This window comes from Leclercia sp. LSNIH1, assembly GCF_002902985.1.
GTDB lineage: Bacteria > Pseudomonadota > Gammaproteobacteria > Enterobacterales > Enterobacteriaceae > Enterobacter.
In genome coordinates this window covers 4376342-4389775 of the sequence record NZ_CP026167.1, presented here as the reverse complement: position 1 = coordinate 4389775, position 13434 = coordinate 4376342, and the positions used below count along the sequence as shown (strand labels likewise).

General features: G+C 53.9%; 10 protein-coding genes, 6 tRNA genes, 1 other RNA gene and 1 pseudogene. 8 read left to right on the top strand and 10 right to left on the bottom strand.

Features of this window, described 5'->3' with window-relative positions; genetic code table 11:
- Positions 1-57: 57 nt before the first annotated feature.
- Complete coding sequence (gene ligA, locus C2U54_RS21675; RefSeq protein ID WP_103180637.1) at positions 58-2073, top strand: NAD-dependent DNA ligase LigA; 2016 nt, start codon at positions 58-60, stop codon at positions 2071-2073.
- Between the two features lies 1 nt (position 2074).
- Positions 2075-2290: a DUF3820 family protein gene (locus C2U54_RS21670; RefSeq protein WP_103180635.1), complete on the top strand. Its 216-nt coding sequence runs from the start codon at positions 2075-2077 to the stop codon at positions 2288-2290.
- Here the strand turns inward: C2U54_RS21670 and C2U54_RS21665 are convergent.
- Entirely contained in the window at positions 2287-3285 is a 999-nt protein-coding gene (locus C2U54_RS21665) for a bile acid:sodium symporter family protein (protein WP_103180634.1), read from the bottom strand. The genes C2U54_RS21670 and C2U54_RS21665 overlap by 4 nt on opposite strands.
- Positions 3286-3374: 89 nt before the next feature.
- Between C2U54_RS21665 and C2U54_RS21660 the strand changes: the two genes are divergently transcribed.
- The gene (locus C2U54_RS21660; protein ID WP_103180632.1) at positions 3375-4310 is read left to right on the top strand and encodes a LysR family transcriptional regulator; all 936 of its coding nucleotides are present in this window, start codon (positions 3375-3377) and stop codon (positions 4308-4310) included.
- On the opposite strand, the pseudogene C2U54_RS21655 reads toward C2U54_RS21660, so the two are convergent.
- The 6 genes and pseudogenes from C2U54_RS21655 to C2U54_RS21630 all read right to left on the bottom strand — a co-directional run bounded on the left by C2U54_RS21655 (position 4307) and on the right by C2U54_RS21630 (position 5333).
- A pseudogene (locus tag C2U54_RS21655) lies at positions 4307-4647 on the bottom strand (FlxA-like family protein). The gene C2U54_RS21660 and the pseudogene C2U54_RS21655 overlap by 4 nt on opposite strands.
- Before the next feature lie 132 nt (positions 4648-4779).
- Positions 4780-4904, bottom strand: a non-coding RNA gene (locus tag C2U54_RS21650) — RtT sRNA.
- A gap of 29 nt (positions 4905-4933) precedes the next feature.
- Positions 4934-5009 (bottom strand) — tRNA-Lys (locus tag C2U54_RS21645).
- 4 nt (positions 5010-5013) lie between these two features.
- Positions 5014-5089, bottom strand: a tRNA-Val gene (locus C2U54_RS21640).
- 48 nt (positions 5090-5137) lie between these two features.
- Positions 5138-5213, bottom strand: a tRNA-Val gene (locus C2U54_RS21635).
- 44 nt (positions 5214-5257) lie between these two features.
- Positions 5258-5333, bottom strand: a tRNA-Val gene (locus C2U54_RS21630).
- Between the two features lie 257 nt (positions 5334-5590).
- Between C2U54_RS21630 and gltX the strand changes: the two genes are divergently transcribed.
- On the top strand, positions 5591-7006 hold the full coding sequence (gltX, locus tag C2U54_RS21625) for a glutamate--tRNA ligase (RefSeq protein ID WP_103180630.1): 1416 nt from the start codon (positions 5591-5593) through the stop codon (positions 7004-7006).
- Between the two features lie 42 nt (positions 7007-7048).
- On the opposite strand, the gene C2U54_RS21620 is transcribed toward gltX, so the two are convergent.
- Together C2U54_RS21620 and C2U54_RS21615 are read right to left on the bottom strand one after the other, a co-directional pair.
- Positions 7049-7444 (bottom strand): YfeC-like transcriptional regulator, encoded by a 396-nt coding sequence (locus tag C2U54_RS21620; RefSeq protein WP_103180628.1) that lies wholly within the window; start codon positions 7442-7444, stop codon positions 7049-7051.
- Between the two features lies 1 nt (position 7445).
- The gene (locus C2U54_RS21615) at positions 7446-7805 is read right to left on the bottom strand and encodes a YfeC-like transcriptional regulator (RefSeq protein WP_103180626.1); all 360 of its coding nucleotides are present in this window, start codon (positions 7803-7805) and stop codon (positions 7446-7448) included.
- Between the two features lie 220 nt (positions 7806-8025).
- Here C2U54_RS21615 and C2U54_RS21610 point away from each other — a divergent pair.
- The 3 genes from C2U54_RS21610 to C2U54_RS21600 all read left to right on the top strand — a co-directional run bounded on the left by C2U54_RS21610 (position 8026) and on the right by C2U54_RS21600 (position 10613).
- A tRNA-Ala gene (locus C2U54_RS21610) sits at positions 8026-8101 on the top strand.
- 41 nt (positions 8102-8142) lie between these two features.
- Positions 8143-8218, top strand: a tRNA-Ala gene (locus C2U54_RS21605).
- Between the two features lie 208 nt (positions 8219-8426).
- Positions 8427-10613 (top strand): EAL domain-containing protein, encoded by a 2187-nt coding sequence (locus C2U54_RS21600; RefSeq protein ID WP_103180625.1) that lies wholly within the window; start codon positions 8427-8429, stop codon positions 10611-10613.
- Between the two features lie 46 nt (positions 10614-10659).
- Here C2U54_RS21600 and C2U54_RS21595 read toward each other — a convergent pair whose 3' ends face one another.
- A complete protein-coding gene (locus tag C2U54_RS21595) occupies positions 10660-11847 on the bottom strand; it encodes a NupC/NupG family nucleoside CNT transporter (protein WP_103180623.1) in 1188 nt (395 codons plus the stop codon).
- A 342-nt stretch (positions 11848-12189) separates the two neighbouring features.
- On the opposite strand from C2U54_RS21595, the gene C2U54_RS21590 reads away from it, so the two are divergent.
- Positions 12190-13431, top strand: coding sequence for an Nramp family divalent metal transporter (locus C2U54_RS21590; protein WP_103180621.1), 1242 nt, complete (start codon positions 12190-12192; stop codon positions 13429-13431).
- Positions 13432-13434 lie beyond the last annotated feature (3 nt).

The window sequence follows — 13434 nt, the reverse complement described above, 5'->3', positions numbered from 1 at the left end:
TGTTTCACACCTCCTCAACCCCCGCCTGTCGGGGGTTTTTCTCATTAATGGTGCGACATGGACTCAATCGAACAACAACTCACCGAACTGCGAACCACGCTTCGCCACCATGAATATCTCTATCATGTGATGGATGCGCCGGAAGTGCCGGACGCAGAGTATGACCGTCTGATGCGTGAGCTGCGCGAGCTTGAAGCGCAGCACCCCGAGTTAATCACACCGGACTCGCCAACTCAGCGCGTCGGGGCGGCACCGCTGGCCTTTTTCAGCCAGGTCCGTCATGAAGTGCCGATGCTGTCGCTGGATAACGTCTTTGATGAAGAGAGCTTCCTCGCCTTCAACAAACGCGTCCAGGATCGCCTGAAGCATACCGATGCCCTGAGCTGGTGCTGCGAGCTGAAGCTGGATGGGCTGGCCGTCAGCATTCTGTACGAAAATGGCGTGATGATCCGCGCGGCCACCCGCGGCGATGGCACCACTGGCGAGGACATTACCGCCAATGTGCGTACCATCCGCGCCATTCCGCTCAAATTACATGGCGAGAACATTCCGGCACGTCTCGAAGTGCGCGGCGAAGTTTTCCTGCCCCAGGCGGGATTTGAAAAAATCAACGAAGAGGCGCGTCGTACCGGCGGCAAAATCTTCGCTAACCCCCGCAATGCCGCCGCCGGATCGCTGCGCCAGCTTGACCCGCGTATTACCGCGAAGCGCCCGCTAACGTTCTTCTGCTATGGGGTCGGCATCCTGGAAGGGGGCGAGCTGCCTGATACCCATCTGGGCCGTTTGCTGCAGTTTAAAGCCTGGGGGCTGCCGGTCAGCAACCGGGTGCAGCTGTGCGACTCGCCGGAGGCCGTGCTGGCGTTTTATCGTCAGGTCGAAGCCAATCGTCCGACGCTGGGCTTCGATATCGACGGGGTGGTGATCAAAGTCAACTCTCTCGCGCTGCAGGAACAGCTTGGCTTTGTTGCCCGTGCGCCGCGCTGGGCGGTAGCCTTTAAGTTCCCGGCGCAGGAGCAGATGACCTTTGTGCGCGACGTTGAGTTCCAGGTGGGCCGTACCGGGGCGATAACGCCGGTGGCGCGTCTGGAGCCGGTTCAGGTGGCCGGGGTACTGGTCAGCAATGCAACCCTGCACAACGCCGATGAGATCGACCGGCTGGGGCTGCGAATTGGCGATAAAGTGGTGATCCGTCGTGCCGGGGATGTGATCCCGCAGGTGGTGAACGTAGTGGAATCAGAGCGTCCTGACGATACGCGCCCCGTTGAGTTCCCGACCCACTGTCCGGTGTGCGGGTCCGACGTTGAGCGCGTCGAAGGAGAGGCCGTAGCCCGCTGTACCGGCGGTTTAGTCTGCGGTGCCCAGCGCAAAGAGTCCCTGAAACATTTCGTCTCCCGCCGGGCGATGGATGTTGACGGTATGGGCGACAAAATTATCGACCAACTGGTAGAGAAAGAGTATGTCCATACGCCAGCCGATCTGTTCCGCCTGACGCCCGGTAAGCTGACCGGGCTGGATCGCATGGGGCCTAAATCTGCCCAGAATGTGGCCGACGCGCTGGAAAAGGCCAAAGAGACCACCTTTGCCCGTTTCCTCTACGCACTGGGGATCCGTGAAGTGGGCGAGGCGACGGCGGCGGGGCTGGCGGGCTATTTCGGTACGCTGGAGGCGCTGGAAAAGGCGACGATCGACGAACTGCAAAAGGTGCCGGACGTTGGCATCGTGGTTGCTACCCACGTCTTTAACTTCTTCTCGGAAGAGAGCAACCGCGACGTTATCGGCCAGCTGCTTAACGAAGGGATTCGCTGGCCTGCGCCGGTGGCGATCAACGCCGACGAGATCGACAGCCCGTTTGCCGGCAAAACCGTGGTGCTGACCGGCAGCCTGAGCCAGCTTTCACGCGATGATGCTAAAGCGCGTCTGACGGCGCTGGGGGCGAAGGTGGCCGGCAGCGTGTCGAAGAAAACCGACCTGGTGATTGCCGGTGAAGCGGCGGGCTCTAAACTTGCCAAAGCGCAGGAGCTGGGCATTACGGTCATCGACGAAGCCGAAATGCTACGTCTGTTGGGAGAGTAACGTGGATAAAGCGCAGCTTATTGAGATTGCCAACACCGAAATGCCGTTCGGCAAGTATAAAGGCCGTCGGCTGATTGACTTGCCGGAAGAGTATTTGCTGTGGTTTGCCCGTAAGGATGAATTTCCTGCCGGGCATCTGGGTGAGCTGATGGCCTTAACGTTGCTGATTAAAACCGAAGGGCTGACCCAGCTGGTTCAGCCCCTGAGACGTCCTTAAACTTTTGCCGCGCGGGCCTGCTCCCGGGCCTGCAACTCATCGGTCTGGCGACGGTAGCGACGCGCCAGCACCGCACAGATCATCAGCTGCAGCTGGTGGAAGATCATCAGCGGCAGCACCATCATCCCAACCACCGAGGCTGGAAACAGTATATTGGCCATCGGGATGCCGTTAGCCAGGCTCTTTTTCGAGCCACAGAAGACAATGGTGATTTCGTCAGCTTTGTTAAACCCAAAGCGGCGAGCGGCAAAGACGTTGATGGCAATGATAATCGCCAGTAGCACCAGGCTGACCACCACAATAAACAGCAGCGATCCGACTCCAACCTTATGCCAGATGCCATGCACCACGGCTTCGCTGAACGCAGAATAGACCACCAGCAAAATCGATGACTGATCGGTTTTGGCGATCCACTTCTTATGTTTCGCCACAAATGCCCCGGTCCAGGGGCGGGAAAGATGTCCCAGCACAAACGGCAGCAGCAGCTGCAGCATGATTTTGCCCACCTGCTCCAGACTGCCCTCCGCGCCATGCATATTCATCACCAGCCCCACCAGCAGCGGCGAAAGGAAAATTCCCAACAGGCTGGAGGCGGAGGCTGAACAGACCGCAGCCGCCACGTTGCCGCCCGCCATGGAGGTAAAGGCGATGGCCGACTGCACCGTAGCTGGCAAAATGCAGAGATAGAGGAAACCGGTATAGAGCGCCGGGTCGACGTTGACCGGTGCCCACCAGGCAAACAGCACGCCCAGGACCGGGAAAACAACAAAGGTGCTGCACATTACCCACAGGTGCAGTCGCCAGTGACTGCCGCCCGCGATAATCGCTTCACGGGAGAGTTTTGCCCCATGCATAAAGAACAGCAGGGCGATGGCGGCAGTGGTTAAGCCTTCAAAGAAGGGGACAAAACCGCCGCGAGCCGGGAAGAAGGAGGCGAGCAGAACCACGACGATAAGAATAAGGGTGAACGGATCAAGAATGCGCAAAAGTTTCATAAATACTCCTGAAAACAGATAACTCTATTGTGCTTAACTCCGTTTGAGAAATAAAATTGATTTATTGCATCAATTTATGAGTAAAACAGATGAATTACTCTCTGCGGCAACTTCGTATATTTGTTACCGTCGCGCAGGCGAAAAGTTTCAGCCGCGCGGGGACGATGATCGGCCTGAGCCAGTCGGCGGTGAGCCATAGCGTGAAAGAGCTGGAGTTACAGACCGGCGTGCGGCTTATCGACCGCACCACCCGTGAGGTGGTGTTAACAGAGGCGGGGCAACAGCTGGCCGCGCGTCTGGAAAGATTGCTGGATGAACTTACCAGCACGCTACGGGATGCAGGCAGAGTAGGGCAACAGCTCTCCGGAACAGTAAGGGTTGCCGCCAGCCAGACCATTTCGGCGCATTTAATTCCACACTGTATCGCGCAAAGTAATCATCAGTATCCGGATATCAATTTTGTGCTCCATGACCGGCCGCAGCAGTGGGTTCTGGAGAGCATCCGCCTGGGAGAGGTGGATTTCGGTATCGTTATCGATCCGGGGCCGGTTAGCGATCTGGAGTGTGAAGAGGTGCTCTCTGAGCCTTTCTTATTGCTGTGCCGTGACGACGATCCCCTTGCTGCTCTGGAGGAGGTGACGTGGCAGTCGCTTCAGGGGGCCAAACTGGTGTTACAGGATTACGCCTCTGGCAGTCGGCCACTGATTGATGCGGCTCTGGCAGAGCAGCAGGTCAGGGCGACGATTGTGCAGGAGATAGGTCATCCCGCCACGCTCTTTCCAATGGTCGAAGCCGGGATTGGGATTAGCGTGCTGCCCGCGCTGGCGCTCCCGTTGCCGCAGGGGAGTCGGCTGACGGTAAAACGTTTCACGCCAATCATCGAGCGAAAGCTGATGCTGGTCCGTCGAAAGAATCGCTCGCTTTCGGGTGCTGCCCAGGCATTGTGGGAAGTGGTACGCATGCAGGCGAAGCGGCTGACGCAGGCCCGCATACGCGATCCGCTTTTTAACCCAGAAAACCGTTAAACGTAGATATCAATCTGGTGTTCAGCGGAAGGGGAGTTAACGCCTTCCACTTTAGCCTGCTGTTTATCCTGCTTCTGCTGAGCTTCTTCTGCCTGGCGGCGCTGCAACTGCTGGAGCTGAGCCTGCAACATTTTGATTTGGTTCTGCAGCAGCTCCTGCTGCTTTTTTTCTCTTCCGCCGAGCCGCTGCCGTTGGCGACCTCTTTCAGCTGTTTGGTCAGTTTAGTGATTTGTGAGGTGAGGCGGCTGATTTGCGACGCAAGGTCATTGCCGGCGGAACTGCTGCTGCCGCTGCTTTGGGTTTGTACGGACGGGGTGGATGTCTGAATGGTTGTCATGACGATAGTCTCTTGCCTAAAAAAGAGATATCGGCAGAAAATTGAAGGGCTTGAGAATAGCTACCTGAAGAGGTAGTAAGCGCATTAATATCGCAGATAGCAAAAAGGCGCCTTTAGGGCGCCTTTTTACATTGGTGGGTCGTGCAGGATGACTCGCTTCGCTCGCCCTTCGGGCCGTCGCCGCAGGCGGCTCCGTTGACTCACTGCGTTCGTCCCGAACCTGCGCAGGTTCGAATCGTTAATATCGCATATAGCAAAAAGGCGCCTTTAGGGCGCCTTTTTACATTGGTGGGTCGTGCAGGATTCGAACCTGCGACCAATTGATTAAAAGTCAACTGCTCTACCAACTGAGCTAACGACCCGAAGTGGTGGGTGATGACGGGATCGAACCGCCGACCCCCTCCTTGTAAGGGAGGTGCTCTCCCAGCTGAGCTAATCACCCACTTCGGTACTTCATTTACTACTGCAAGAAATCCAGCTGGCGAGAAAGTGGTGGGTGATGACGGGATCGAACCGCCGACCCCCTCCTTGTAAGGGAGGTGCTCTCCCAGCTGAGCTAATCACCCACTTCTCAATTTCTTGCTACACGGCGGAGACTACATAAAGTAGTTGGTGGGTGATGACGGGTTCGAACCGCCGACCCCCTCCTTGTAAGGGAGGTGCTCTCCCAGCTGAGCTAATCACCCCCGCTGTGTGGAGTCGCATTATAGGGAGAGTTGAAAATGAGTCAACGCCTTTTCTAAAGATTTTGTTCGTTCGTCGTAAAATTAAACAAAACGATCGCAAAACCGCCTGTGGTGCATGATTTCTAAACAAAAACGGCTACAGAGAACGATCTGACAGTAACAAGATTGAGGAATCAGGCTGGAGTGATAGAATATTGCCCACTTTAGTTTCCAGGATATGCCGGTTGTCGGCATCTTTATCACTGTAAGGCCACTTCATGAAAATCAAAACTCGCTTCGCGCCAAGCCCGACAGGCTACCTGCACGTCGGCGGTGCGCGTACTGCTCTCTATTCCTGGCTGTTTGCTCGCAACCAGGGCGGTGAGTTTGTGCTGCGTATCGAAGATACCGATCTCGAACGCTCCACGCCGGAAGCAATCGAAGCCATTATGGATGGTATGAACTGGCTCAATCTGGATTGGGACGAAGGCCCCTATTTCCAGACTAAACGTTTTGATCGCTACAACGCCGTAATTGATGACATGCTTGAAGCGGGCACTGCATATAAGTGCTACTGCTCGAAAGAGCGCCTGGAAGCGCTGCGTGAAGAGCAGATGGCGAATAACGAAAAACCACGTTACGACGGTCGCTGCCGCCATGACCATTCACATCACGCTGCGGATGAACCGTGCGTAGTGCGTTTCGCTAACCCGCAGGAAGGTTCAGTCATTTTTGACGATCAGATCCGCGGCCCGATCGAATTCAGCAACCAGGAGCTGGACGATCTGATTATCCGCCGTACCGATGGTTCACCAACCTATAACTTCTGCGTCGTGGTGGATGACTGGGATATGGCGATTACCCACGTGGTGCGTGGCGAAGACCATATCAACAACACCCCACGTCAGATCAACATCCTTAAAGCGCTGAATGCGCCGGTACCGGTTTACGCCCACGTCTCTATGATCAACGGTGACGACGGTAAAAAACTGTCTAAACGCCACGGTGCAGTCAGCGTCATGCAGTACCGTGACGACGGCTACCTGCCGGAAGCGCTGCTGAACTACCTGGTGCGTCTGGGCTGGTCCCATGGCGATCAGGAGATCTTTAGCCGCGAAGAGATGATCCAGCTCTTCTCCCTGAGTGCGGTGGGTAAGTCTGCAAGTGCGTTCAATACCGATAAACTGCTGTGGCTGAACCACCACTACATCAATACCCTGCCGCCAGAGTATGTTGCGACCCAGCTGCAGTGGCACATTGAGCAGGCAAATATTGATACCCGCAACGGTCCACAGCTTGCCGATTTGATCAAACTGCTGGGTGAACGCTGTAAGACCCTGAAAGAGATCGCGGAAAACTGCCGCTACTTCTATGAGGAGTATGACGAGTTTGATGCTGATGCGGCGAAGAAGCACCTGCGTCCGGTTGCGCGTCAGCCGCTGGAAGTGGTTCGCGACAAGCTGGCAGCCATTACCGACTGGAGCGCTGAGAATGTGCATCATGCCATTCAGGCGACAGCGGATGAGCTGGAAGTCGGTATGGGTAAAGTGGGTATGCCGCTGCGTGTGGCGGTCACCGGTGCGGGTCAGTCTCCGGCACTGGACGTTACCGTACACGCCATTGGCAAAACCCGTAGCGTGGCGCGCATCAACAGAGCGCTGGCGTTTATTGCTGAACGCGAAAGCCAGCAGTAACCAGAACGTAAAAAATAAAACGGCAGGTTTCCCTGCCGTTTTTTATTGTGCTGACTGATGAATGTTCAGCCGCACCAGAAAACCCTCTATTCCCTCGCGCGCCAGCAAAACGGCCAGCCGCTCCTGCTCAGGTGGGGTCATCTTCTCCAGTGCATCCGTAATCTGCCGCAGCACGGCAACGGGTTGCCCATTACCATAGCTGGCCGAGGTCTCCGCCAACTGAAAGAGGGCCTGCCGTTTACGAATGGCGGGGATGTTCATGATGTGCTCGCGTACCTGCGCATCTATATGAATCAGGCGCGCCCGCCCACCTTTTACGCCGTTAATGCCTTCCGTTTTCCAGCCATTATTGCGCACCCAACGGTTGACGGTTTGCCTGGCGACGCCCAGCGTTTCCGCAAGCTCCTCGGTGGTCATTTTGCTACGTAATCTTTTCATATCAGTTCTGATCGCGGATCCCTAAACGTTGTAACAAACCGGTAATCCCTTCCCGGAGTAATAAAGAGGTCAATTGTTTCTGCTCTGTGGGTGTCATTTCATTGGCCAGCGTAATCAGCAGGGCCTGTAGCGAGTTCTCAGGGTAGATCTCCGGCGATGCGGCCACATCCGGGGCTCTGCGTGCGTTGCGGATAAACTCCCGAACTTTCTCATTCACATGGACCAGACGTGCTTTACCGCCCTGGACGCCGGGTTTTGGCGATGTGGACCAACCCTCTTTCCGCACCCACTTATTGATGGTCTGTCGGCTATAGCCAGTGAGTCGGGCCAACTCTTCTGGCGTCATTCGTTCCTTGATCATGCAATTTCCTGAGTAAGAGTGTGGTTAATTAGTGAGTCATTTTATAACACCCTTTTACTGGAAAACGTGACAAGATTAACTCATGGCTGCGAGCACTCTCGCAATGTGATTCATTTGCATGAATTTTCAGCGATTGAACCAGAGTGTGAGAATTTGCCGTTGACACTCAGCAATGGAATTCATATGATGCCGCCCGTCAACACGACACGCTTTACGCGATGGGGCTATAGCTCAGCTGGGAGAGCGCTTGCATGGCATGCAAGAGGTCAGCGGTTCGATCCCGCTTAGCTCCACCAAACTCTGAACCCAACAGAGTCTGGTGCGTAAAGAATACTGTGGGGCTATAGCTCAGCTGGGAGAGCGCTTGCATGGCATGCAAGAGGTCAGCGGTTCGATCCCGCTTAGCTCCACCAAAATATTAACCCTCGCCAGACGGCGGGGGTTTTTTTATGCCCGCGATACCGTTGCCTGTCTCTCCTCGTAATTCTGTAAATAAATCTTATTCAGGTTTACTCCTGAGCAGGAAATGCTATTTCCTGGACCTTAAGTTGAATCACCTGCATAAAGAAATTATTATTATTGTGAATTTAATAACGCCAGATAAACTGTTTAATAAAATTAATGAATATTAAGTTTACTATTGACGTAAAGCGCTTCTCGCTCGCTCTGGTGTTATGTCTGGTTGTCATTCCTTTCTCCCGCCTTATTTCACCGAAGTCTGTTATTGATGGTTTTGAAGTTTATCTGGCATGGATGCCGCTGAGCGTCATGCTGGCGATGATACTCTTATTTGGTCGTCAGGCTATTCTTCCAATCATCATCAGTTTTGCCATCATTAACGAATGGAATTTAGATTTAACGCCAGGGCAGGTTGCTATCTTATTATTTTGTCAGGTATTTAGTACGCTGGTGGTCTGTGGGATCCTGCGATGGCAACTTGGAACGCGCTGGCGTTATCACGTACCCAATCGCTTTATCGGCGCGCGCATTTTCTGGCTGGGATTTATCCTGCCGCTAGCCACCAAACTCTCAATGTATCTGGCCGGTTATTTATGTGATTTTCCGATTACCCTTGCGAATTTTTCCGACCGCGGCTCGGTTATTTACCATATAGTCGATATTCAAAGCCTGATTTGTGCGGTTCTGATTTTTACCATGCTGTTCTATTATCCCTTAAGGATGATTATCAATCCCCATTATGCGCGCGCTTTCTGGCGGCGCAATATTCATAATTCATTTTCATTTCGCAACAGGTTATTTACATCCGCATTACTTCTCACGCTTGTTGCTTTCCTTTTGCTGCTCTGTGTACCTTTTACCTCCGATATCATTGCAGGCTACCTGGTTCCCGTCATATTCATTTTATTCACCTTAGGGGTCAGTCGATTTCGCTATCCTTTCATCGCGTTGGGCTGGGCGCTAAGCGCTTTGCTGCTGCTTACCTACAACAGCAATTTTCTACAGGGCGTACAGAACGGTTATTCGCTGGCGTTTGTGCTGTCGGTGCTGATCTCCTTCGCAATTTGTCTGGCTTATATGTCCCGCATTTTTCAGCGCAGTCAATGGCTCAAACGTGGCTGGCAGGAGAGGGCGCTGGTCGATCCATTAACCGGGCTGCGTAATCTGCGCGCGCTGGAATGCTTTATGAAGGGCAACAGGGATATCACCCTGTGCTGTTTACGCATGGACAACCTGGAGTTTCTGAGCCGTCATTACGGCCTGATGATGCGCGTGCAGTGTAAACGGGACATTATTCGCCAGCTGCAGCCGTTGCTGATGGTCAACGAACAGGTTTTTCAAATCCCGGGTAATGAGCTGGTGGTGGTGCTTAGCGGCCCGGAAACCGGAGCGCGCCTGCAGCACATTACTGATTATCTCAACAGCCGCAAAATTTACTGGAACAATATCGGCATGGATATTGAGTTTGGCGGCGCCTGGGGCGGTGTGGAATCTAACGGGGGTGAGAGCCTGTACCACACGCTGGGCCAGCTAAGCTGGCTGGCAGAAAAGGCCTGCTCGGCGAATCAGGTTCTGTCGTTGAATAACAGCTTTGAGACGGTTTCGGGCCAGACGACGGAGCGTGTGCTGATGCTGAGCCGGATCAAACGCGCTCTGGATGAGGGGGGGCTGCGTCTGTATGCACAACCCATTCAGAGAGCCGATGGCGTGGGCTACCATGAAATCCTCTCGCGACTGGAGAGCGAGGGCGAACTCCTTACGCCCGACAGATTTCTGCCCCTGGTGGCGCAATTTAACCTGAGCCGACGCTTCGATATCAGCGTGGTTGAAGCACTGCTGGTATGGCTGCAGGATCATCCTGCACAGGGGTGCTGCGCGCGTTTCTCGGTGAATCTGATGCCGTTAACGCTGATGCAAAAAGAGGTTGCGTCAGAGATCATTGCACTGTTTGAACGCTACAGCGTGAAGCCGCAGACGGTTATTATTGAGGTGACCGAAGAGCAGGCGTTCTCCAATTCGGAAGTCAGTATCGCTAACATTCAGCAGCTGCGTCAGTATGGCTTTAAAATTGCTATCGACGACTTCGGTACCGGGTACGCCAATTACGAACGACTCAAGCGCCTGCAGGCGGATATCATCAAGATCGACGGCTGCTTTGTGAAGGATATTTGCAGCGACAGCATGGATGCGATGATTGTGAAATCCATCTGTAACCTGGCAAAGACCCGGTCGCTGTGCGTGGTGGCGGAGTTTGTCGAAACGGAAGCGCAGCGGGAAAAGTTGCTCGCCTCGGGAGTGGACTATTTACAGGGATATCTGATCGGCAAACCGCAACCGCTCACTGAATGACAGACGAAAAAAAACCGGGGTGTTATCCCCGGTTTTTTTATGCTGATTACAGTACCAGTGCAGCGATGGACGCTGACAGGACGCTGACCAGCGTAGAACCGTAGACCAGTTTCAGACCAAAGCGGGAAACCACGTTACCTTGCTCTTCGTTCAGGCCTTTAATCGCACCGGCGATGATACCGATGGAAGAGAAGTTAGCGAATGAAACCAGGAAGACGGAGAGAATGCCTTCGGCGCGCGGGGAGAGGCTACCGGCGATTTTCTGCAGATCCATCATCGCGACGAATTCGTTAGAAACCAGTTTGGTCGCCATAATACTGCCCACCTGCAGCGCTTCGCTGGCTGGCACACCCATCACCCAGGCTACCGGGTAGAAGATGTAACCCAGAATCCCCTGGAAGGAGATACCCAGTACGGCAGCAAACAGGGCATTCAGCGCGGAGATCAGGGCGATAAAGCCGATCAGCATCGCGGCAACAATCACCGCCACTTTGAAGCCTGCCAGGATGTATTCACCCAGCATTTCGAAGAAGCTCTGACCTTCGTGCAGATTCGCCATCTGCAAATTCTCTTCACTTTCGTCCACGCGGTACGGGTTAATCAGTGACAGAACGATAAAGGTGCTGAACATGTTCAGTACCAGCGCAGCCACCACATATTTAGGCTCAAGCATGGTCATATACGCGCCCACGATAGACATGGAAACGGTAGACATTGCCGTTGCCGCCATGGTGTACATGCGGTTGCGGGACATTTTGCTAAGGATATCTTTATAGGCGATAAAGTTCTCAGACTGACCGAGGATCAGGGAACTTACGGCGTTGAAAGATTCCAGTTTGCCCATGCCGTTCACTTTAGACAGCACGGTACCAATAGCGCGGATGACAATCGGCAGAATGCGAATGTGCTGCAGGATACCGATCAGGGCAGAGATAAAGACGATTGGGCACAACACTTTCAGGAAGAAGAATGCCAGACCTTCATCGTTCATTTTACCGAACACGAAGTTGGTTCCTTCATTAGCGAATCCGAGCAGTTTTTCAAACATCTCGGAGAAGCCTTTTACAAAGCCCAGCCCCACGTCTGAGTTCAGGAAGAACCAGGCGAGCAATACTTCAATAACAAGTAACTGAATGACATAGCGAATGCGGATCTTTTTGCGATCGCTGCTGACCAGCAACGCAAGCACGGCAACGACAACAAGTGCCAGGACAAAATGTAGGACGCGGTCCATATTTGCTCCAAATATGAGGCAGGTTTAATTTCGCTGCACATTCTATGAAACAAGCGTAAAGAAAACGAGATCAAAGCCACACTATCGTTGAGTCCTGTGACGAGTTTCAAAAATAGTGACATACGATACATTTTTGTTATGTTATGTAAATGAGTTAAAAGTTAAGTTTGTGTGCTACGCTTCACAAAGGCGCGTGCTTCTGCCCGCTATCTATACTTCATTCCAGCCTGCTAATTGTTCTTCGCTATCACTGCAATCACGATAATCCTTTTAAATGAACTTGATAATCATTCGCATTTTGATAGCATTTAACATAGCAAAGGCTATATTACTGAGGCAAAAATGAGCAACAGTCGCGTTGATGAGAGTAGCAGTGGTAGGGCTGCACGCAAAATGCGGTTCGCATTGATGGGACCTGCGTTTATTGCCGCCATTGGCTATATCGATCCCGGTAATTTTGCGACCAACATCCAGGCCGGAGCCAGTTTCGGCTACAAACTCTTGTGGGTGGTGGTCTGGGCCAACCTGATGGCGATGATGATCCAGGTGCTGTCAGCAAAACTGGGCATTGCCACCGGTAAAAATCTCGCGGAGCAGATCCGCGACCACTATCCGCGTCCGCTGGTCTGGTTCTACTGGGTGCAGGCGGAGATTATTGCCATGGCGACCGACCTGGCAGAATTTATCGGCGCGGCGATCGGCTTTAAGCTGATCCTCGGCGTATCGCTGTTGCAGGGCGCGGTATTAACCGGTATCGCCACCTTCCTTATTCTGATGCTGCAACGACGCGGGCAGAAACCGCTGGAGAAAGTAATTGGCGGCCTGCTGCTGTTTGTGGCGGCAGCCTACATTGTTGAGCTCATCTTCTCCCAGCCGGATCTGGTTCAACTGGGTAAAGGAATGGCGATCCCAAGTCTGCCTACCACCGAAGCGGTGTTCCTTGCGGCCGGGGTACTGGGCGCGACCATTATGCCGCACGTGATCTATCTGCACTCCTCGCTGACCCAGAACCTGCATGGCGGTTCCCGGCATGAGCGCTACTCCGCGACAAAGTGGGACGTCGCCATCGCTATGACCATTGCCGGGTTTGTTAACCTGGCGATGATGGCCACCGCCGCAGCGGCATTCCATTTCAACGGCCATACCGGCGTCGCCGATCTGGATCAGGCGTACCTGACGCTGGAACCGCTGCTGAGTCACGCGGCGGCGACCATTTTTGGCCTGAGCCTGGTGGCAGCGGGTCTCTCTTCCACCGTGGTAGGCACGCTGGCAGGGCAGGTGGTGATGCAGGGATTTGTGCGCTTCCACATTCCTTTATGGGTGCGCCGTTCGATCACGATGCTGCCGTCGTTTGTGGTGATCCTGATGGGACTGGATCCGACCCGCATTCTGGTGATGAGCCAGGTGCTGCTCAGTTTTGGTATTGCGCTGGCGTTGGTGCCGCTGCTGGTGTTCACCAGTGACAAGAAGCTGATGGGCGATCTGGTTAACAGTAAGGCGGTGAGACGGACGGGGTGGGCGATCGTGGTTCTGGTGGTGGCGCTGAATCTGTGGCTACTTATCGGGACCGCATTGGGATTGTAAAAA